The organism is Parafrankia soli (genome assembly GCF_001854695.1).
GTDB classification, from domain to species: domain Bacteria; phylum Actinomycetota; class Actinomycetes; order Frankiales; family Frankiaceae; genus Parafrankia; species Parafrankia soli.
The window spans coordinates 69,734-90,035 of the sequence record NZ_MAXA01000246.1 but is presented as its reverse complement, the minus strand read 5'-3'; the positions used below and the strand labels follow the sequence as shown (position 1 = coordinate 90,035).

Annotated in this window: 18 protein-coding genes; 14 read left to right on the top strand and 4 right to left on the bottom strand. The window is 73.5% G+C overall.

Annotated features, from left to right (window positions below; all coding sequences use genetic code 11):
* Window positions 1-74 precede the first annotated feature (74 nt).
* The 6 genes from BBK14_RS27310 to BBK14_RS27285 all read left to right on the top strand — a co-directional run bounded on the left by BBK14_RS27310 (window position 75) and on the right by BBK14_RS27285 (window position 7,714).
* Window positions 75-1,886, top strand: coding sequence for a protein kinase domain-containing protein (locus BBK14_RS27310; RefSeq protein WP_071066101.1), 1,812 nt, complete (start codon window positions 75-77; stop codon window positions 1,884-1,886).
* A gap of 466 nt (window positions 1,887-2,352) precedes the next feature.
* Window positions 2,353-3,519: an ADP-forming succinate--CoA ligase subunit beta gene (gene sucC / locus BBK14_RS27305; protein ID WP_071066100.1), complete on the top strand. Its 1,167-nt coding sequence runs from the start codon at window positions 2,353-2,355 to the stop codon at window positions 3,517-3,519.
* Between the two features lie 22 nt (window positions 3,520-3,541).
* A complete protein-coding gene (sucD, locus tag BBK14_RS27300) occupies window positions 3,542-4,414 on the top strand; it encodes a succinate--CoA ligase subunit alpha (RefSeq protein ID WP_020463421.1) in 873 nt (290 codons plus the stop codon).
* Between the two features lie 210 nt (window positions 4,415-4,624).
* Entirely contained in the window at window positions 4,625-5,458 is an 834-nt protein-coding gene (locus BBK14_RS27295; RefSeq protein WP_071066099.1) for a proline-rich domain-containing protein, read from the top strand.
* Between the two features lie 43 nt (window positions 5,459-5,501).
* Window positions 5,502-6,131, top strand: a complete 630-nt coding sequence (locus tag BBK14_RS27290; RefSeq protein WP_071066098.1) for a hypothetical protein — start codon at window positions 5,502-5,504, stop codon at window positions 6,129-6,131.
* Window positions 6,132-6,295: 164 nt separating this feature from the next.
* Window positions 6,296-7,714, top strand: coding sequence for a cell division protein PerM (locus BBK14_RS27285; protein ID WP_071066097.1), 1,419 nt, complete (start codon window positions 6,296-6,298; stop codon window positions 7,712-7,714).
* Here BBK14_RS27285 and BBK14_RS39160 read toward each other — a convergent pair.
* Complete coding sequence (locus BBK14_RS39160) at window positions 7,615-8,178, bottom strand: hypothetical protein (RefSeq protein WP_071066096.1); 564 nt, start codon at window positions 8,176-8,178, stop codon at window positions 7,615-7,617. The genes BBK14_RS27285 and BBK14_RS39160 overlap by 100 nt on opposite strands.
* Window positions 8,179-8,349: 171 nt before the next feature.
* Here BBK14_RS39160 and BBK14_RS27275 point away from each other — a divergent pair, with 171 nt between their 5' ends.
* Window positions 8,350-9,036 (top strand): helix-turn-helix transcriptional regulator, encoded by a 687-nt coding sequence (locus BBK14_RS27275; RefSeq protein WP_071066095.1) that lies wholly within the window; start codon window positions 8,350-8,352, stop codon window positions 9,034-9,036.
* Window positions 9,037-9,208: 172 nt separating this feature from the next.
* Complete coding sequence (gene purH, locus BBK14_RS35980; RefSeq protein WP_083391287.1) at window positions 9,209-11,704, top strand: bifunctional phosphoribosylaminoimidazolecarboxamide formyltransferase/IMP cyclohydrolase; 2,496 nt, start codon at window positions 9,209-9,211, stop codon at window positions 11,702-11,704.
* A 211-nt stretch (window positions 11,705-11,915) separates the two neighbouring features.
* On the opposite strand, the gene BBK14_RS27265 is transcribed toward purH, so the two are convergent.
* On the bottom strand, window positions 11,916-12,236 hold the full coding sequence (locus BBK14_RS27265) for a hypothetical protein (protein ID WP_071066094.1): 321 nt from the start codon (window positions 12,234-12,236) through the stop codon (window positions 11,916-11,918).
* Window positions 12,237-12,518: 282 nt separating this feature from the next.
* Window positions 12,519-13,220 (bottom strand): FHA domain-containing protein, encoded by a 702-nt coding sequence (locus BBK14_RS27260; RefSeq protein ID WP_071066093.1) that lies wholly within the window; start codon window positions 13,218-13,220, stop codon window positions 12,519-12,521.
* 338 nt (window positions 13,221-13,558) lie between these two features.
* Here BBK14_RS27260 and BBK14_RS40695 point away from each other — a divergent pair, with 338 nt between their 5' ends.
* From BBK14_RS40695 to mdh, 3 genes are all read left to right on the top strand, one after another.
* Window positions 13,559-14,554, top strand: a complete 996-nt coding sequence (locus tag BBK14_RS40695; RefSeq protein ID WP_241831880.1) for a DUF3017 domain-containing protein — start codon at window positions 13,559-13,561, stop codon at window positions 14,552-14,554.
* 198 nt (window positions 14,555-14,752) lie between these two features.
* Window positions 14,753-14,959: a hypothetical protein gene (locus BBK14_RS27250; protein WP_071066092.1), complete on the top strand. Its 207-nt coding sequence runs from the start codon at window positions 14,753-14,755 to the stop codon at window positions 14,957-14,959.
* Window positions 14,960-14,967: 8 nt separating this feature from the next.
* Window positions 14,968-15,900 carry a malate dehydrogenase gene (mdh, locus tag BBK14_RS27245; protein ID WP_071066091.1) on the top strand — a complete coding sequence of 311 codons (933 nt, stop codon included), beginning with the start codon at window positions 14,968-14,970 and terminating at the stop codon, window positions 15,898-15,900.
* A 199-nt stretch (window positions 15,901-16,099) separates the two neighbouring features.
* On the opposite strand, the gene BBK14_RS27240 is transcribed toward mdh, so the two are convergent.
* Complete coding sequence (locus BBK14_RS27240) at window positions 16,100-17,323, bottom strand: NAD(P)/FAD-dependent oxidoreductase (RefSeq protein WP_235014029.1); 1,224 nt, start codon at window positions 17,321-17,323, stop codon at window positions 16,100-16,102.
* 69 nt (window positions 17,324-17,392) lie between these two features.
* On the opposite strand from BBK14_RS27240, the gene BBK14_RS27235 reads away from it, so the two are divergent.
* From BBK14_RS27235 to BBK14_RS27225, 3 genes are all read left to right on the top strand, one after another.
* Window positions 17,393-18,271: a serine hydrolase domain-containing protein gene (locus tag BBK14_RS27235; protein ID WP_071066090.1), complete on the top strand. Its 879-nt coding sequence runs from the start codon at window positions 17,393-17,395 to the stop codon at window positions 18,269-18,271.
* A 247-nt stretch (window positions 18,272-18,518) separates the two neighbouring features.
* Complete coding sequence (locus BBK14_RS27230; protein WP_020463410.1) at window positions 18,519-19,049, top strand: 2'-5' RNA ligase family protein; 531 nt, start codon at window positions 18,519-18,521, stop codon at window positions 19,047-19,049.
* 29 nt (window positions 19,050-19,078) lie between these two features.
* A complete protein-coding gene (locus BBK14_RS27225) occupies window positions 19,079-20,278 on the top strand; it encodes a YihY/virulence factor BrkB family protein (RefSeq protein WP_241831879.1) in 1,200 nt (399 codons plus the stop codon).
* The last annotated feature ends 24 nt before the right edge of the window (window positions 20,279-20,302 follow it).

Sequence of the window (20,302 nt, the reverse complement as noted above, 5' to 3'; positions counted from 1 at the left end):
CATAAGGTGCGGAATAGTCTTGTGTGCTCTGTTCGTGGAGCGGTCACACGGCGCCCGGCCGGCCGAGGGGAGTCATGCTCACACCGCTGACGGACGACGACCCGAGGCAGGTCGGCCGGTACCGGCTCCACAACCGGATCGGTGCCGGCGGGATGGGCACCGTCTACCTCGGCTTCGCCCCTGGCTCCGAACCGGTCGCGGTGAAGGTGGCSGCCGCCGAGCTGTCCGAGGACGACGAGTTCCGGTCCCGCTTCGAGCGCGAGGTCCGGGCCGCGCTGCGGGTCCGGGGCGGTGCCGTGGCCAGCGTGCTGGACGCGGACACGAGCGCCGCCCAGCCGTGGATGGTGACCGAGTACGTCGAGGGCGTCAGCCTGGCCGACGCCGTCCGCCGCCGGGGGCGGCTGGAGGCGCACCTCGTGCGCGGGCTGGCTGTCGGCCTCGCCGACGCGCTGGTCGCGATTCACGCGGCGGGCGTCGTCCACCGCGACCTGAAGCCGTCGAACATCCTGCTCGCCTGGGACGGCCCCAAGGTCATCGACTTCGGCATCGCGCAGCTCACCGACAGCGCCACCCTGACCAGGACCGGTCATGTCATCGGCACCCTGGCGTGGATGGCGCCGGAGCAGATGCGCGGCGAACCGGCCGGCACCGCGGCGGACGTCTTCGCCTGGGCGAGCTGCGTCACCTACGCCACGACCGGTCGCCACCCGTTCCACGCCGACGCCCCCGACCTGCTGGCGCAGCGCGTCCAGCGCGACGAGCCCGACCTCGACGCGGTTCCGCCCTACCTGCGCGGCCTGGTCGGCCAGGCGCTGGCCAAGGCACCGCGCGAGCGACCAGGGGCGTCCGGTCTGCTGGCCGCGCTCGTCGGGCATGAGGTACACGGCGTCACCGACGCCGACGCGGCCGCGGGGTCCGTCCTCGAGCAGACCTGGACGGGGCCGTCGCCGGCGTTCGGCACGCCGCCGGCCGTGGCCGCGCGCCCTCCCGCCCGGCCGGCTTCGAGTGGGCCGTCGCGTTCCAGCCCGTCCGGATGGGCCAACTCGCCGGGGGCCGCCTGGCTGCCGGGGGTCTCTCCGGCGCCGGGACCGCCCGCGGCGCCCACCCCGTCGTCGACGCCCGGGTCGTCGTCGGCACCGGGGCCGTCGTTGCCGTCGCCACCCACCGCGTCGGGCCCGCTGGGTCCACCGCCGCCGGCCTCGGCGTTCCGCGCGACCTCCGGTCCCGGTCTCGCGCGGCGCGGCCCGGGCGGCCCCGGCGGCGAATCCACGTACCGCCCGGCTGACCCGATGCCGCCGGCCGCTCCGCCCGACCCGCGATCGTGGCCGGTGCGGGGAGCGGCGGCGTCTGGGCGGCCGGCGGCCGGCGCTGATCCGGCGCAGCCGCCCTACCAGCCCGGACGTACCTCCGCGGGGCCGGCGCCGTTCCCGGTACCGAGCGGGTACGCCCAGGCGCGGCCGGGCGGGCCCGTCGCGCCCGCGGCCGTGCCGGAGGCGCCCGCCGGGTACCCGCCGCCCGTCGGGCCGGCCGGGCACCACGGGCCGGCGGGGCCGGCGGGACAGCCGGGACAGCCGGGACAGCCGGGAGCCGAGGCGGCCCGGCCGCCGGCCCCCGGCGGCCGCGCGTCGCCCACCCGCCGCGCCGGTCAGGGCCCTGGGCCCTTCGAGCGGTGGAACACCTGCGCGCTGCTGTCGCTGGCCCTGGGCATCCTGTGGATCTTTGGCCTCGGCAGCGTCGCGGCGGTGGCGCTGGGCCATGTCGGGCGGCTGCAGATCCGCCGCCGGGGCCAGCGGGGCTCGCTCGCCGCGACGGTGGGCATCGGCCTGGGGTGGCTCGGCATCGCCACGAGCGCGGTGATCGCGGCCCTGGTGCGGCTCATTCTCTGAGGAACTTCTCTGCGGAGCGGAAGGGCTCTCGCGGCGCGTATCTCCTCCGTGAGCTGATCAGTGTTCCCCATGGTTGTGTGAGATCGGACATATCCGAGTGTGCCGTCGCGGTGGGAAACCGAGGCCGGTGCGCCCGCGCGCGGGCCTGGTAACGGTCCGCCACGGGGCGTGTTGCCCCGCGGTGTCCCTGCGGTTGCCGGTCTCGCGGGCCGTCCCGGACACGAAATGAAGCGAAACCCGCACTCCTGACGAGGGTTCCGCGCGAAGTGCCGCTGGCACGAAAGCGCGCCGGCCGGCCCGGCGGACGGGTGCGCGGCGGGGGTTCGGGGCCGGGCGGTGCCCGTGGAGGAGGTGACGGGGATCAACTCTGGGTCACCGGCCGGCGCCGAGCGTCCCAACGGCCTCGTCAGTAGGCTCGCAGGCGTTCTGTGCATCCCCTGACCGACCGCATCCGACTGGACGGACCGTGGATCTCTTCGAATACCAGGCGAAGAAGCTTTTCGCCGAACATGGCGTACCGGTACCCACCGGGAAGATTGCCACAACCCCCCAACAGGCACGTGAGATCGCGACCGAGCTCGGCGGCAAGGTGGTCGTCAAGGCTCAGGTCAAGGCCGGAGGCCGAGGCAAGGCCGGCGGTGTGAAGGTCGCCGACGGGCCCGACGACGCGTTCGAGAAGGCGTCGGCGATCCTGGGGATGGACATCAAGGGCCACACGGTCCACTCCGTCCTCGTCGAGCAGGCCAGCAACATCGCGGAGGAGTACTACGCCTCCTTCCTGCTCGACCGGGCGAACCGCACGTTCCTCGCCATGGCCTCCCGTGAGGGCGGCATGGAGATCGAGGAGGTCGCGGCCACCAACCCGGAGGCGCTCGCGCGCATCCACATCGACCCGCTGACCGGCGTGGACGCGGCCAAGGCCCGCGAGATCGCCGTCGCCGCCAAGCTGCCCGAGGCCGCCCTCGAGGGTGCGTCCGTGCTGCTGGTGAAGCTGTGGGAGGTGTTCGTCAAGGCCGACGCCACGCTGGTCGAGGTGAACCCGCTCATCCTGACCGGCGACGGCAAGGTCATCGCGCTCGACGGCAAGGTGACCCTGGACGAGAACGCGGATTTCCGGCACCCGGAGAACGCCGAGCTCGTCGACGTCGCCGCGGTCGACCCGCTGGAGCAGAAGGCCAAGGAGAAGGGCCTCAACTACGTCAAGCTCGAGGGCCAGGTCGGGATCATCGGCAACGGTGCCGGCCTCGTCATGTCGACGCTGGACGTCGTGACCTACGCCGGTGAGGAGTTCGGTGGCCAGCGGCCGGCGAACTTCCTCGACATCGGCGGTGGCGCCTCGGCCGAGGTGATGGCGAACGGCCTGTCGATCATCCTGAGCGACCCGTCCGTGAAGAGCGTCTTCGTCAACATCTTCGGCGGGATCACGGCCTGTGACGCCGTCGCGAACGGCATCGTCCAGGCGCTCGCCATCGTCGGGGACGTCAGCACCCCGCTGGTGGTGCGTCTCGACGGCAACAACGCCGAGGAGGGCCGCCGGATCCTGAAGGAGGCCAACCTCCCGGTGGTCAAGCCGGTGGACACGATGGACGGCGCAGCGAAGCTCGCCGCCGAGCTCGCCGCGGCCGCGGCYTGACCTGGGTCGGAGGACACAACCGATGGCTATCTGGCTTGACGAGAACAGCCGCGTGGTGGTGCAGGGCATCACCGGTGGCGAGGGCAGCAAGCACACCCGGCGGATGCTGGCGGCGGGCACCAAGGTCGTCGCCGGCGTGAACGCGCGCAAGGTCGGCCAGCAGGTCGAGGGGGTCCCGGTCTTCGGCTCGGTGGCCGACGCCATGGCCGAGACCGGCGCCAACGTCTCGGTGATCTTCGTTCCGCCGAGGTTCACCAAGGATGCCGCGATCGAGGCGGTCGACGCCGCGATCCCGCTCGCCGTCGTCATCACCGAGGGCGTGCCGGTGCACGACACGACCGAGTTCTTCGCCTACTCGCAGTCCAAGGGCACGACCCGGATCATCGGGCCGAACTGCCCCGGAATCGCCAGCCCGGGCGTCTCCAACGCCGGCATCATCCCCGCCGACATCACGCCGGGCGGGCGGATCGGCCTGGTCAGCAAGAGCGGCACGCTGACCTACCAGATGATGTACGAGCTGCGTGAGTTCGGTTTCTCCACCTGCGTCGGCATCGGCGGTGACCCGGTCATCGGGACCACGCACATCGACGCCCTCGACGCGTTCCAGGCCGACCCGGGCACCGACGCGATCGTCATGATCGGTGAGATCGGCGGTGACGCGGAGGAGCGTGCCGCGGCCCACATCGACGCGCACGTGACGAAGCCCGTCGTGGGTTACGTCGCCGGGTTCACCGCCCCGGAAGGCAAGACCATGGGCCACGCCGGCGCGATCGTCTCGGGCTCCTCGGGTACCGCGCAGGCCAAGAAGGAGGCCCTCGAGAAGGCCGGTGTGCGTGTCGGCAAGACCCCAACCGAAACGGCGCGACTGATGGCTGACATCATGCGTTCGTTGTAGCTCTGTTCGCGGGGGGTCTTCCTCTGACCTGGGGGAAGGCCCCCGCGTCGGGCGGTCCAGGGGTTCTTTGGGTCGTTGGGGCGGGGACGCGGACGCGAACGCTTTCCGTCTTGCGGCGTTGCTGTAAGACTCCTGATGTGGTCAGGGTGGGCTGTGGGACGATGGTCGGCCCACCCGACCGACCGACCTGACGAAGTGGGGATTGTTGTCGTGGTACAGATTGGTGGTCGTAACGTCGCGACCAACGACGTCGGGATCATGGCCGCCGGCGCCGTAGCGTTCATCTTCAGCTTCCTGGCGTGGTTCTCGCTCAAGGGCGACTTCTTCGGCTCGTCCTATTCCGACAGCGCGAGCGCGTGGAACACCGATGTCAAGGGCTGGTTCTGGGGATGGCTCGCCATCCTCCTGATCCTCGCGGTCGCGGGGCTGACCGCGGCCCTCACGTTCGTCGCCAATCTCCGCCTCCCGACGCTCCCGGTCCCGCTCCCGCTGGTCCTGGCCGGTGCCTCCGGGCTCGCCGTGCTGCTGATTCTGATCCGTTGGATCGCCTACCCCAAGATTCCTGAAGGCTTTGAGGGCGGCGCTTCGTACGGCCTGTTCATCGGGCTGATCGCGGCCATCGCGCAGACGGTGTTCGGGGTACTGAACATCCGTTCCGGTTCTGGTGTCACGGGCCAGCCGCCGCAGCCCGGTGGCTGGCCGGGCCAGGGCCAGCCCCCGTACGGCCAGCCGCCCGCCGGGTACGGCCAGCCCTACGGCCAGCAGCCGCCCGCCGGGTACGGCCAGCAGCCGCCGGCCGGGTACGGGCAGCAGCCGCCGGCCGGGTACGGGCAGCAGCCGCCGGCCGGGTACGGGCAGCAGCCGCCGGCCGGTGGTTACGGCCAGCAGCCGCCCACGGGCGGGTACGGCCAGCCGCCGCAGGGCGGTTATGGCCAGCAGCAGGGCGGCTATGGTCAGCAGCCCGGTTACGGGCAGCAGCCGCCGGCCGGTGGTTACGGCCAGCCGCCGCAGGGCGGTTACGGCCAGCCGCCGTCGGATCGCTAGATCCCCTCACCGGACGACGTCCGGTGACGGAGGGAGAGAGCCAGTGGCGCCACCCGCTGGCCGGTTCGCCGGCCGCCCGGTCACGTACGGGCTTGCGGCTGGTGGCGCGCTGGTCCTCATCTCCGGGTTCCGCCCCTGGTTCGCCCCGGCGGACGCCGCCTACGGGACGTCGTCCGCCGGCTGGGACGCCGGTCCGGCCGGGCGCCTCGCGCTGGTCCTCGGCCTGCTGCTGACCGCCGGCGTTCTCCTTCCCCTGATCATCCGACGTGTCCCGGTTTTGTCTCGTGCCGAGGACCGGATGCTCGGCTGGGCCCACCGCCGTCACCACGACGTACGCGGATGGGCCACGGCGCGACTCGCGCGCGCGCCGCGCGGTTCCGATGGCGCCGACGGATTCGGCGGCCTCGCGGCCCGGGTGGCGCTGCGGGTCGCCGACACGCCGCCCGCCCGGCTGACCGCCGCCGTCGCCGTTGCCGTCGCCGGCGCGGCCGTGATGGCGATCCTGATCGGGTGGATGACGGCGCCGGCCATGGCCGATCCCGTCCTGCCGGCCGGCGGCCATCCAACGATGCCCGGTGTGGCCCGGGACGGGCTGTTCGCCGGGCTCGCGGGCACGACGGTCGAACTCGTCGCCTGTGTATGGGCGCTGCGCCGCGCGCGGGCCGAGGGTTAGCGCTCAGGTGGGGGCGGCGGCGGTCGGGATCGTACCGGCGTGGCCGGCCGGAGCGGTGCGACCGGCGTGTCCTGTTACCGACCTGGGTCGTTCTCGTATATCTCGGCGTGTTGTCCCGGAAGTGGTCCTCCGTCCGTGCGAGCCTGCCGAGCGTGGGTGCTCCCGTGCGAAACTCCGGCGCGTTCACCGGGGCCGTCCGCGGGCGTGAGCCCGCCGCGGACGCAGCCGGCACCGCCGACGCCGAGCAGACCGCCGGCGGGCCGCCGCGGGCCTGGCGGCGACTCGGTCGCCCGGTCGTCAGCGCCGTCACGACCAGCGCCGTGGGGCTGGTCGTCATCGAGCTCGTCGTGCTCGTCGTGTGGGGAACGGACACCAGCTCGTCCGCCGGCCCGGACACCGCGGCACGGGTCGGCGCGGATCTGTGGCTGCTCGCGCACGGCGCCACCATCCACCTGCCCGGCGGGACCGTCGACTTCCTCCCGGTGGGGCTGGCGCTGCTTCCCCTCCTCGCGGCGACGACCGCCGCGCACCGCCTGGCGACCGGCAATCTCGAGCGGCTGCCGCCCGCGCGGGGTTTGCGCCCGGCCGGCCTGCGTCCGTCGAGCCTGCGCCCGGGCCGGTCAGCGCGGGCCGGGACACCGCCGCCCTGGCGAGCGCTGGGCCGCGATGTCGCACTCGTCGCCGTCACCCAGACGGTCTTCGTCCTGCTGGTCGCGCTCGTCGTGTCGGCGCCGGCCGCGCGCCCGGATCTGCTCACCGTCGTCGTTGGCGCGCTGTCGTTCAGCGTGACCGGCGCGTCGGTCGGAGCCCTCTCCGGCTACGGCGCGCTGCGGTCAGTCTGGCGTGCCCTGCCCGGCATGGTCAGGGTGCCCGTCACGGCCGCGTTCACCTCGTTCACCGCGCTGCTGGGCGCGTCCGCCTTCGGGGTCGCGCTGGTCTTGGCCGCGACCCTGCCCGAGATCGCCGCGGCCGACCGCGGCCTGGGCACCGGCGTGGTCGGCGGCGTCGGGCTGGCCGCCGTCCAGCTCGCGGTGCTTCCCAACCTGGTCATCTGGGCGCTGGCGTACACGCTCGGCCCGGGTTTCGGCACCGGCGGCGGCTTCGTCCGGCCGGACGCGGTGCACCCGGCGATGCTGCCTGACCTGCCGGTCTTCGCCGCGCTGCCGCCCGGCCCGCTGCCACGGCCCGGCTGGCTCGTGCTGGCGCTGGTGCCCGTCGTCGCCGGGATCATGCTCGCGGTGTCGGTGCGCCGCTGCGCCGGGCAGATCAGCCACCGGCGCCGGCTGGCGGCGGTGCTTGCCGCGGCGGGGCTCAGCGGGGTGCTGATGATGTTCACCGCGCACCTGTCGGCCGGCCGGCTGGGCGACGCGTCCGGCCGTTTCGGGCCGACGGGATGGTCGGTGGGGCTGGCGGCCGCGGGAGAGCTGGCCGTGGTGGGCGTCGTGGTGTGCTGCCTGGCCGAGATGGTGGCGCGGCGTGCCGGTCAGCCGTTCGAGGTCGGCTCGGTGCGCAGCGCTTCGCTGAAGCGGCGGCTGCACTCGTCGAGCGCCTGGGGCGACCGGGCCTCGCGCCGGCATTCCTGATAGCGGTGCAGGTCGTCGCCGTGCCGTTCGTAGAAGGCCCACGTCCCGCCGGCGACGGTGACCGCGACCAGCAGTGAGAGGGCGCCGAGCGCCAGCCCGGCCGTGCCCATGCCGCCGCCGGTCCCGCCTCGGCGGGCGTGGGCGCGGGCCCGCATTCCCGTCACGATGGCGGCGATCCCGACGGCGCCGCCGACGACCGCGATACTGGTGACCAGCGCGACCACCCCGAGGGTCAGCGAGATCCGCCCGGTTCGGCGCCCGGGCACCGGCTCCCGGCCGGGCCGGCCGGCACCGCGGCCGTACCGAGCGGCCAGGCGGTCCGCGAACGGGCCGGCCGGTGCCGGCCCTGTTGCCTCGCTGTGACCCGACGGAGGGTGTGCGGCTGGCTCGGTGAAGCCGGCGGAGTCCCGGGCACGGTCCTGGCGGGAGCCCTGGTCGGAGTCCTGGTGGGAGTGGTCGGACACGGTTCCTGCGCCTCCCGGCCGCCTGCCGGCCGGCTCCGGACTCGGTTCCGCGGCCGGCCGTGGATGTTCTCGGACGACATCGTAGGAGTCGGGCGGGCGTGACCCGTGCCGGACCGGGATGTCGGCCCCGTCCGTTACGGTCTCCCCGATTGATCAACCGTGGGAGGGTGCATGCCGAGCACGTCGAAGGCGCTGCGGGTCGAGGCGACCCGGCTGCGCGCCCTGGGCTGGACATACCAGCGCATCGCCCTGGAGCTGCGCCTACGTCATCGCCTCAACGCGCGCGTCGCGTACCGCCTGGCCCATGGCTGGACGCAGGAGGAGGTCGCTCGGCGCTGGAACGAGCGCTGGCCCGGGCCGGGCGCGACCAAGACGGGCAAGACGATCTCGTACTGGGAGATCTGGCCGGCCCGCGGCGGCCGAGCCCCCTCGGCGCGCACACTGGCCAGGCTCGCGGCGCTCTACCATTGCCGCCCCGGCGACCTGCTCGACGGAACGGATCACGACGACCTGGACGAGCTCCCCGGGCGGGTGCCGTCCGAGCGTGGCCCCCGCCGTGGTCTGAGTCGGTATCGCCACCAGGATCAGGGCTCCTTCGCCCCCGCGGGCGAGGAGCGGGAGCCGCTGGCCGCGCCGACCGGCGGCTCCACCGAGCCGGCCGGCGCCCCGCGCCCCGCATCGCCGTGCGCCGCATCCCCGTCCCTCGGGTCCCCGTGCGCCGGCGAGTGTGCCGATCCCTTCTGCGGCGGGTGCCACGGCGGCGACGACGGGAACACCGACTGTGTGCGCGCGCCGGTCATGGTGATGATGCATCAGGACGCCCCCGGGGCGCCCCTCGTCCCGAGCCGCGCGGCATGACACCCGGTCCGGTCCGGGCCGCGGGCGAGCGTGGTGCGCGCCGTGCTTGTCCGGCGTGTCGTGAGCCACCGGGTCAGTACATTCGGACAGTTGCCGCCGTGGGTCGTGTCCGCGCGCGGCCGAGTTCTCGACCGGTCCGGTGCCGGCCGGCCGACCACCCACGGAGGGTCCTGTGCCCGCTCGCCTAGTCGTCCTCGCCTCGGGGGCCGGCACCACCCTGCAGGCTGTCCTCGAAGCCTGCGCGGACCCGGCCTTCGGCGCGCGGGTCGTCGCGGTCGGCACCGACCGGCCGGACACGGGTGCGCAGCGGCGCGCGGAGGCGGTCGGGGTACCGGTGTTCACGGTGCGGCTCGAGGAGTGCGCCGATCGCGCCGCCTTCAACGACGCGACCGCCGCGCGGATCGCCGAGCACACGCCGGACCTGCTCGTCCTTGCCGGGTACATGAAGGTTCTCGGCAGCCAGGTGATCGGCCGGTTCCCCACGGTGAACACCCATCCCTCGCTGCTCCCGGCCTTCCCGGGCGCCCACGCCGTGCGCGACGCGCTCGCCGCCGGCGTCCGGGTCAGCGGAGTGACCGTGCACTGGGTCGACGAGGGCGTCGACACCGGTCCGGTGATCGACCAGGCGGCCGTCCCGGTCGAGCCCACGGATGACGAGGACGCGCTGCGGGCACGCATCCAGGCGGTGGAACGGCGGCTGTTCGTGGCCGTCATCGGTCGTGTCGTCCGGCGGGAGCTCCCGCCGGCGGGCGCACGCGCGGGTAGTGCGGGTAGTACAGGAACGGGGGAGGCGGCGATCGGCCCGGTGCTCGCTGCCGGCCCGAGCGCCGGCCGTGATCAGGTGGAACCCGCCCGCGCGGGCGGTGGGCCGGCACTCGCCGGCCCTGCCGGCGGGAGCCATTCCGGTGGGGTCCACGCAGAGAAACATCATGCCGACGGAGGCATCGTGGAAGGTTCAGGAGGGGTCATGACGGGGGAGTCGAGCACGGGCGCGGGGCCTGGTGACACGAGCGGGGTCGCGGGTGTGGCAGGTGCGGCGGGCGCGGCAGGCGCCGCCCCGGCCGGCGGCCGGCCGGCCGAGGGCTCGGCGGAGCTGGTGGCGACGGGCCACCGGAGGTTGCGTCGGGCCCTGGTGAGCGTCTACGACAAGGCCGGTCTGGAGGAGCTCGCCGCCGCGTTCGTCGAGGCGGGGGTCGAGGTGGTCTCCACCGGTTCGACGGCCGAGGTCCTGGCCCGCCACGGTGTGGCGGTCACCCCGGTCAGCACGGTCACCGGCTTCCCGGAGGTGCTCGGCGGCCGGGTCAAGACGCTGCACCCGCGAGTGCACGCCGGTCTGCTGGCGGACCTGCGCAACGCCGAGCACGCCGCCGTCCTGGCGGAGCTCGACATCGAGCCGTTCGACCTGCTCGTCGTAAACCTCTATCCGTTCCGCGAGACCGTCGCCTCGGGCGCGACCGAGGACGAGGCGATCGAGCAGATCGACATCGGCGGGCCGGCCATGCTGCGGGCGGCGGCGAAGAACCACGCCTCGGTCGCCGTGGTGGTGTCGCCGCAGGACTACGGCGACCTGGCCGCGGCCGTTCGCGGGTCCGGCTACGACCTCCCCGCCCGGCGCCGGCTGGCGGCCCGCGCCTTCGCGCACACCGCGTCCTACGACGCGGCGGTCGCCTCCTGGTTCGCCAGCGCGCTGGCCCCCGACGACACCGCCCGCGAGACGGGATGGCCGGACGTCCTCGCGGCCCAGTGGCACCGGTCCAGCGTCCTGCGGTATGGCGAGAACCCGCACCAGCGCGCCGCGCTGTACGTGGGCGAGGACGGCAGCCCCGGGCTCGCGTCCGCGCGCCAGCTCCACGGCAAGCCGATGTCCTACAACAACTACACCGACACCGACGCGGCCTGGCGGTCGGTGTTCGACTTCGCGGACCCGGCCGTCGCGGTGATCAAGCATGCCAACCCGTGTGGCATCGCCGTCGGTGCCACCGTCGCCGAGGCGCACCGCAAGGCCCACGCCTGCGACCCGGTGTCGGCGTTCGGCGGCGTGATCGCGGTGAACCGCCCGGTGAGTGTGGAGCTCGCCGAGCAGATCGCGGAGATCTTCACCGAGGTCGTCGTGGCGCCCGACTACGAGCCCGGGGCCGTCGAGATCCTCGCCCGCAAGCCGTCGATCCGCCTGCTCGTCTGCGCGCCGCCGACCCACTCGCGCGGGGTCGAGATGCGCCAGGTCAGCGGTGGGATGCTGCTGCAGTCACGGGACGCGCTCGACACCCCCGGCGACCACCCGTCGGGCTGGACGCTCGAGGCCGGTGCCCCGGTCGACGACAGCACCCTCGCCGACCTCGGCTTCGCCTGGCGCGCGGTTCGCTCGGTGAAGTCGAACGCGATCCTGCTCGCCGCGGACAACGCGACCGTCGGGGTCGGCATGGGGCAGGTCAACCGGGTGGACGCGGCGCGCCTCGCCGTGACCCGCGCCGGCGATCGGGCGAAGGGCTCGGTGGCCGCCAGCGACGCGTTCTTCCCGTTCCCCGACGGCTTCCAGGTTCTCGCCGACGCGGGAGTGCGGGCGGTTGTCGAGCCGGGTGGCTCGGTGCGCGACGATCTCGTGATCGCGGCCGCGCGGGAGTCCGGTGTCGCGCTGTACTTCACCGGTGTCCGGCACTTCGCCCACTGAGCGCCGCCCACTGAGCGTGGCCCACCGCGTCGTCCGCGGAGCGTCGCCCACCGGGCGTGGTCCGCTCGCACGTCGCACGTCGCACGTCGCACGTCGCACGTCGCACGTCGCACGGGAGCGTCGGCGTTGACGCCCGGCGCACCGGCGCCGTCACCCCGCGGGGATCGACATCGGTCCCCGCGGGGTGATCAGGTTGCGCTGCCCACCCCGGTCAGGAGGTAGAGCCGACCTCCGCCGCGGCGGTACCGCGGCGGCTGACGGTCGGGCTGCCGTTCGCGGCGGCGCCGTTCGGTGACACCGGGGTCGTGCCGCCCGGCAGGTCCGCGGTCGGCACGTACCGCTGCGCGACCCAGTCGAGCGCCTCTCGCCAGCTCGCTCCGTAGAGGACGGAGATCCGGTCGGCGGTCTGGCGCGCGAGCGCCTGCACGAAGACCCGGTCGTCGCTGTCGAGATGACGCGCGTCGCCGAAGGTCTCCCACGCCCGGAACATCAGTTCCTGAAGCTTCTTGCTGTGCGGCGAATCGTCTGCCACGTCGAACTCCCTACCATTTGGGGACCGCGGCGGCAGTCTCCCCCAGTCGCGCACGACGTGTGCACTCGGGGGGTCTATCTCGTTGGTTGTGGAGTGTGTCGATACCCTCCGGTGTGGATCCTCTGGGATGTGTCCGTAGTGTTGGCGGTCCGGGGTTCGGTGGGAGAAGTCCTTGTGGCAAGGGGTATCCTCCGATTCCGTGGCCAGCAGGGTCGGTTTCGAGGCAGAGTGATCCCGTTGTGTCTCAGGTGTCCGGCTCGATCGCGGGGTGCCTCGAACGGGTCAGCCCGGTGGAGCCATCGCATCGTCCATCGGCCGCACCACACCGAGCCGGACGGCCTCGTTGGCGAGGCGCCCGCGGCGGTTCGGTCCGGGCGCGATCCCGAACTTGCGGTACAGGCGGAGCAGGTGCTGTTTGACCGCCCCCTCGGTGACGACAAGGTCCCGGGCGATCTCCCGCGCCGAGCGGGGCATCACGAAGACCCCCGGCTCGGTCAGCGGCCGGCACAGGGCGCGCAGCACGTCCCACTCGCGGCGCGTCAGGTCGGGCGGGTCGGGGATGCGCATCCCGGCGGTGGTGCCGGCCAGGCCCTCCAGGCCGGTGAGGCCCGGTGGCTCCTCGTCCCGGACGCCGTTTCCGCTCGGCGACAGCCTCTGGTCCGCGAGGCGGGCAGGCTCCTCCGCCACCAGGGCGGGCCGCTCGTCCAGGACCCGCACCCCCGCCGCTCCGAACCGGACGACGTCGCCGTCCGCGAGCACCTTGCGGCCGACGAGGCGCCCGTTCACCCGGGTGCCGTTGCGCGACAGCCCGAGATCGGCCACATACACGTACGGCCCGCGGCGGACGATCTCGGCATGCAACCGGGAGACGCTGGCGTCCGGGAGCGAGACGTGCACGCCCGGCCCGCGACCCACGGTGGTCACATCCTCGGTCAGCTCGACGACCTCACCTGTCCGTTCGATCCGCAGACTCGGCCCGTCCACTGTCGGTTACCTCCCCCTTCCAATGCCGGAGCGCGCGGCCGCGCAGCTCCGGCCGGTTGTCCAGAACTCCTCGATCAATCCCCGGTGGCGAGCCTGATAACACCACCAGGCGATGTGGCCCTTCACCGGCCACGATGTCCCCGGTCGTCCCGGCTCCGTACGGGATGAGCGCGGCGGTGCCCGCAGGCCCGCGGGCGACCCCGTGGACCGGCGGTCCGGGCCGGCCCGGGCGGCGGGCGGCTGCCCGCCGGGTGACGGCCGGCGCCTACTGTGTGGCCTCAGTAGCCCGCGCGCGGGGGATACGCGCGCGGGGGCGGGCCTGAGGAGGCGGAGAGCAGGTGACCGAGACGGTCCCGGGTGCGTGGGGTCGGCCTGATCGGGAGCGCGTCGCGCGCGCCGGCGGCGTCCGGCGGGCCGAGGGGCGGCACTCCGAGTGGCCTTCCGAGATCCAGGCTGGGGAATCGTCCGAACCGGACTCCGGGCGGTGGCGCTCCGAGGAGGCCGCCAACCCCGGCTCCGAGCGGGACACCGGGCAGTGGCCCCCGCCCGCGTGGCCACCGCAGGCGTGGCGCCCGGAGCCCGCGGCCCCGCGGCGCGGCCGCCCGGACCACGAGCGCCTGGATCACGAGCGCCTGGATCACGAGCGCCTGGACCACGAACGGCCGGATCACGGATGGCCGGAGCGTGGGCGACCGGACCATGGCAGGCCAGGGCGCGGCCGCCAGGCCGGCGAGCGACCGGGCCATGAAGGGCCGGGCTGGGGACGTCCGGCGGACGGCGGCGCGGACCGGGGCTCGGACCGGTGGCAGCGGCGGGAGCCCTCGCAGGGCTGGCCGCCGCCGGGAGAGGGCCCGCCGGCGGGCCCATGGGGGCAGCCGCACCACACCGACGGCCCCGGCGTCGCGGACCATCGCCTCGACCACTCACGTGCTGACGATCCGCTCACTGAACGTCAGCTCGCCAGTTCCGCTGATCCCGCGGGTGCCGAAGGTCGGCCCGTCCCTGAGCCGGGAGCCGGTGGTGGCGCGGGCCGGCCGTCCCGCCGCCGGTCGGCGGGATCGGCGACCGGCGGCCGCCTCGGCCGGATCGTCTTCGGCGGCATCCTCGGCGGTGTCGCGCTGGGCCTGCTCTTCGTCTCACAGGACCACTGGCGGCGGGGGTTGCTCACCGCGGGCGGTGTCCTTCTTGTAGCCGCCCTACTGCGGCTGTGCCTTCCCACCCGGCAGGTGGGGATGCTCGCCGTGCGGGGCCGGGTCTTCGACACCGTGACCCTCGTCGTGCTGGGCACGGCTGTGATCGTGCTCACCTCCACCGTGCCGTACAGCGGTGGCTGACCCGACCCGTCCACCGAAAGCGGCTGTTGGGGTCACGGTCTGGCACGACGCCGCCGGCGAACGCCGTGCGCGGCTGCGCACGGCCGGCCCGAGCGGGCGTGGCGCACGTCGCCGACCCGTGCCCTGAATCCGACTCGCGCGATAGCCTCGGCTGGTCATCGGACAACCGTGCACAGATGAGCGGGGCGAAGCGCGCCTATGGCGAACCGTCACGTAGCCCTGATCCTCGGCGGCGGCACCGGGCCCGAGCTGACCGATGCTCCCCTGTGGGGTGGCCAGCCCGTCGCCGAAGAGATCGCCAGGAGGGCACGTCGGTCACCTGCGACCACTACGCCGGCGCCTGAAGACCCCGCCGTGGGCACCGCCGAGATCGTCGACGCGATCATCGCGATACTGGGGAGCTGATCAGTCCAATGCCCGGAAAAGTCACTGTCGTCGGGGCCGGTTTCTACGGTTCGACGACCGCGCAGCGACTTGCTGAGTACAACATCTTCGACACGGTCGTCATCATCGACATCGTCGAGGGCAAGCCGCAGGGCCAGGCGCTCGACCTCAATCAGTCCCGGTCGATCGAGGGCTTCGAGACCAAGGTCGTCGGGACCAACGACTACGCCGACACCGCCGGTTCCGACGTGGTCGTCATCACCGCCGGCCTGCCCCGTAAGCCGGGCATGAGCCGGATGGACCTCATCGAGGTCAATGCCAAGATCGTCCGTCAGGTGTCGGAGAGCATCGCGAAGACGTCGCCGGACGCGGTCGTCGTCGTGGTCTCCAACCCGCTCGACGAGATGACCGCGCTCGCCGCGAACGTGCTGGGCTTCCCGCGCTCGCGGGTGCTCGGCCAGGCGGGCATGCTCGACACCGCCCGCTTCACCGACTTCGTCGCGGAGACGCTGAACGTGCCGGTCGCGTCGGTGAAGACCCTGACGCTGGGCTCGCACGGCGACACGATGGTCCCGGTGCCCTCGCAGTGCACCGTCGACGGCAAGCCGTTGAGCGACCTCCTCCCGGCGGACAAGATCGAGGAGCTGGTCAACCGGACCCGCAACGGAGGCGCGGAGGTTGTCGCGCTGCTCAAGACCGGTTCGGCCTACTACGCGCCGTCCGCGGCGGCGGCCCGCATGGTCAAGGCGGTCGCCGAGGACTCCGGCGCCGTCATGCCGGTCTGTGCCTGGGTACAGGGCGAGTTCGGTATCTCCGACGTCTACCTCGGCGTGCCCGCGCAGATCGGCGCCGGGGGCGTGAAGAAGGTTGTCGAGATCGACCTGACCGGCTCCGAGCTCGCCGCGCTCAAGACGGCCGCCGAGGCCGTGCGCGCCAAGCAGGCGGACGTCGCCAGCCTGTAGCGGCGGCGACCAGCCGACAGCTGACCAGCCGGTAGCTTTCGCTCCGCCGGCCCACGCACCCACAGGACGCGCTCGGACCCCGGGAACCTCCGGGACCACCGACCCTGCGGACCCGCTGGGCCGGCGGGTGAGCATGGGCCGGTGGGTGAGTGAGGTCCGGTGGGTGAGTGAGGGCGAGCGTGGGCGAGTTCGGGTGGGCTCAGCGCGCCGCGGTGAACACACGCCGCAGCCCGAGCCGGGCCAGTGACCCGGCCGGGATCGTTCCCTTACCCAGCCCGATCTCGACGAGGCTGTCGTACAGCTCGGTGCGGCGGCTGGCGGAGCGGACCGCGGCGTCCATCAGCGGGCGGTGGCGGCCGGCGAGCCCGGCGAGCAGCGACGTGTGCCGCAGGTGCCTGCCCAGCTCGCCGTCCAGGGCGCGTCGGTAGGCCCGCCCGGCGGCCGGGCCCGGGTCGGTGATCGCCGCCTGGCCGGCCAGCGATCCCGACAGCAGCGCGTAGTAGATGCCCTCACCGGTCAACGGATTGATCAGCGACGCGGCGTCCCCGGCGAGGAGCACGGGGCCGTCCGGCAGCCGTGGGCGGTGCGTGGACAGCGGCAGGTGGTGCGCGCGCAGGGTGCCCTCGTAGGCGGGGGTGTCCGGCAGCAGCCGGGCCAGCGTCCCATGCAGGACGGCCTTCGGTGTCGTGCCCGCCGCGCGCAGCCGCGAGCGGAGCATGCCGTACCCGATGTTGGCCCGGCCGTCCCCGATCGGGAACGACCAGGCGTAGGCCGGCCAGCCCTCGTCCGTCATCTCGATGAGCTGCTCGGGCGGGCGGTCGTCCTTGGGCGCGTCCGCGTAGGCACGGACGGCGATCGCCAGACCCTCGGGCGGGTTCGGTGCGATGCCCAGCGCCCGGCGCACGGTCGAGTTCGCGCCGTCCGCGCCGACGACGACCCGTGCGCGCAGCACGCCGCCGTCCACGGTGACCACCGGCTCGCCCCCGCCGCCGGCGGTGACCTCCAGCGAGCGCACCCGCCGCCGGAGGAACTCGGCGCCGCGGGCGCGCGCGGCGGCGACGAGGCGGGCGTCGAAGACCTCCCGCGGGATCACGTGCGTCGCCCGCTCGGACGGCGTGGCGACCTCGGCACCGCCAGGTGTGCGCAGGCGCATCCGGTCCACCGGGCGGTACCCGCTGGTCGCGTCGGTGATGCCCAGTGCGCGCAGGACGTCCACGCCGTGCGGTGCGATGCCGTCCCCGCAGGTCTTGTCGCGGGGGAAGTCCGCGGCGTCGACGATCACGACCCGGGCGTCGGGCCGCAGTTGCAGCGCCCGCAGCGCAGCCGCGCTGCCCGCCGGGCCGCCGCCCACCACGAGCAGGTCTACCGGCGGCCCGTTCCCGGTGCCGGGAACGGCGGCGTGGACGGGGCTGGGTGCGTGGATGGGCACGCCAGCCAGTGTGGCAGCCGGCGTCCCGGCACCGGTCGGCCGGCAGTTCGTAGAGTGCCGGACATGGATGCGCTCAGGCAGCTGGACACGTGGCCCGTGCGGACGGCTGCGGCCGTCGTGCTGCGGTCGCCGGGCACGGGCGGTGCCGGTGGTGCGGCCGGTGCCGGTGGCCCCCGTGCCGTGGCCACCCAGGTCGGCGTGGCAGGCGATCCGACGGTCCGGTTCCGGCTCGCGTCGGTCTCCAAGCTGATGAGCGCCTACGCGGTGCTCGTCGCGATCGAGGAGGGTGCCCTGGCGCTGGACGAGCCGGCCGGCCCGGAGTCGTCGACGGTGGCGCATCTGCTCGCGCACGCCTCCGGTCTCGCGTTCTCGGGCGATCGGGTGATGGCCCGCCCGGGCACCCGCCGCATCTACTCGAACACCGGTTTCGAGGAGCTCGGGCGTCATCTCGAGCGGGTCACGGACATCCCCTTCGATGTTTACCTGGCGGAGGCCGTTTTCCGGCCGCTGGGAATGGGGACGGCCGTCCTCGAAGGTTCGCCGGCGCATGCGGTGACGGCGACGCTGGCGGATGTCGGCGCGTTCGCCGCGGAACTGCTGGCGCCGAGCCTGGTCTCCGCGGCCACGTTCGCCGCGGCGACCTCGGTCGCCTTTCCGGGCCTTGCGGGGGTGCTTCCGGGTTTCGGCGCGCAGCACCCGAACGACTGGGGCCTCGGGTTTGAGATACGCGGAACCAAGAGCCCGCATTGGACGGCTGCCACCAACAGCCCTGCGACTTTCGGCCATTTCGGGCGCTCGGGAACCTTCGTCTGGGTCGACCCAGCGGTGAACGTCGCGTGCGTAGTACTGACCGATCGGGATTTCGGCGACTGGGCGGGCGCGGCCTGGCCGGTTCTCTCCGCGGACGTCCTGGCTGAGCTGGAGGTGGCCCGGACGGCCTGAGCGCCACAGGCCCGCCGGCTGGATTCGTCCTGTGATCGGGTGACCGCCTCGGGTGCCCGCCGGGTGCGGCCGCCGCGATGCCTGTTCTGTCCTCGGGCGGTCGCGCACTGATGTCAACCCTGGTCCGGAGAAGACAGCGTGGTCTCGTGGGCCATGATGGCGCCATGGTTGGTCGGCAGAGCTCGTCCCGCGACCGCTGGTCGGCCCTTCCGCGGCCCGGCCGGATCCGCGTGACGTGAAGGACTCCGTGCGGTCCATAGGCGTGGCGATCGGTGTTCCGGAACCTTTCCGGACCGAGCTCCAGGACTGGCGGGAACGGCTCGGTGATCCGAATGCGGCCCTCATCGTGCCGCATGTCACGCTGCTCGGCCCGACCGAAGTGCCCGCCTCCCAGCTCCCCGCCGTCGAGCGTCACCTGACGGAGGTCGCCGGAGGCGCCGAGCCGTTCGTGATCCATCTGCGTGGTTCCGGCACCTTCCGGCCGCTGTCCGCGGTGGTGTTCGTGACCCTCGCCATGGGAATCTCCTGCTGCGAACTTCTGGAGAAGGCCGTCCGGTCTGGTCCGTTGGACCGTCCCGTGCGCTTCTCGTACCACCCGCATGTCACGGTCGCGCACGATGTCGACGAGGAGTCGCTGGACCGTGCCTTTGAGTTGCTGGCCGAATATCGGGCGCAGTTCGAGGTGACAGGTTTCGGGCTCTACGAACGCGGCGATGACTGCGCCTGGCGCCAGTTGCGTCATTTTCCCTTCGCGGGCGGGGGTGGCAGACCGAGGTGACAGGACCACGGGAAGCGGTGAAGGCGGGCGTGGGAACGGTGAGCGGCGCCGCGGGCGCGGTGCGGCGCCGTCGCCCGTTCATTGACCACACGGTGCGTGCGTACGGTCGCTATACGTCGGACGGCGGTGACCGGCTCGCCGCGTCCACGACATATTTCGCTTTCCTGTCCTTCTTCCCGATCGTGGCGCTGGTCTTCTCGATCGCAGGGTTCGTCGTGGACGCCTATCCCGACGCCCAGGCCAAGCTCACCGAACAGATCAACGACTATCTGCCCGGCCTGGCCGACAGACTGGACGTCTCGACCATCGGCCATGCGAAGGTCGGCGCCGGCCTGATCGGTCTCGCCGGTCTCCTCCTGGCCGGGCTGGCCTGGGTCTCGGCGCTGCGCGACAGCATCCGGCTCGTCTGGCACCAGAGCCTGGAGACCGGCAACTTCATCGTGCAGCGCCTGCGGGACATCGCGATCCTCACCGGTCTCGGCCTGACCCTGCTCGTCTCGCTCGTCGTCACCAGCCTGGCGACGTCCGCGACCGGGGTGTTCCTGCGCCGGGTCGGGCTGGAGGGGAGCACGGCCGCCGCCTGGGCCACCGGGCTGCTCGCGCTCGTGGTCGCGCTCGCCATCGACGCCGCCGTGTTCGTCTACATCTTCTGGCGGTTGCCGGAGCGCACCAACCGGCAGCGGGTGCTGCGCGCGGCCGCGCTGGGCGCGGTGGGCATCGAGCTGCTCAAGCTGCTCGGGACCTGGCTGGTCGGTCAGACCACGTCCAACCCGGTCTACGGCATCTTCGCGGTCATGGTCGGCCTGCTCATCTGGATCAACATCGTGATGCGCTGGATGCTGTTCGTCGCCGCCTGGGCGGTGACGGCACCGTACGCGTCGGACGTCCACCCGTCCGGTACCGCCCCGGCCGACCCGGCGGGCCCCGACCTTGCCGGGGCGGACGGGCCCGGGCCGGAGGGGGACCGCGTTGCCCCCGAGCCGCCGGCCGTCCGGTCCGCGCGATCCTGGCGTGACGACCGGAGCACCCACGACGATCACGCCGGCCACGCCGGCCACGCCGGCCACGCCGGCCACGATGGCCACGATGGCCACGCCGGCCACGCCGGCCACGCCGGCCACGCCGGCCACGCCGGCCACGCCGGCGAGGACGGCCGCTCCTGGCGACCGCGATGGCCCTGGCGGCGCGGCGCGGCGCGCCCGGCGGACCGGGCGCCGGTCGGGCGCTGACCGGCGCGCCACGCCTCAGGGACC

Excerpts from the sequence above, each read along its gene's own strand:
- sucD (WP_020463421.1), top strand. The coding sequence starts at position 3,542 with ATGGCTATCTGGCTTGACGAGAACAGCCGCGTGGTGGTGCAGGGCATC.
- BBK14_RS27275 (WP_071066095.1), top strand. The coding sequence starts at position 8,350 with ATGCCGAGCACGTCGAAGGCGCTGCGGGTCGAGGCGACCCGGCTGCGC.
- BBK14_RS27250 (WP_071066092.1), top strand. The coding sequence starts at position 14,753 with ATGGCGAACCGTCACGTAGCCCTGATCCTCGGCGGCGGCACCGGGCCC.
- mdh (WP_071066091.1), top strand. The coding sequence starts at position 14,968 with ATGCCCGGAAAAGTCACTGTCGTCGGGGCCGGTTTCTACGGTTCGACG.
- BBK14_RS27235 (WP_071066090.1), top strand. The coding sequence starts at position 17,393 with ATGGATGCGCTCAGGCAGCTGGACACGTGGCCCGTGCGGACGGCTGCG.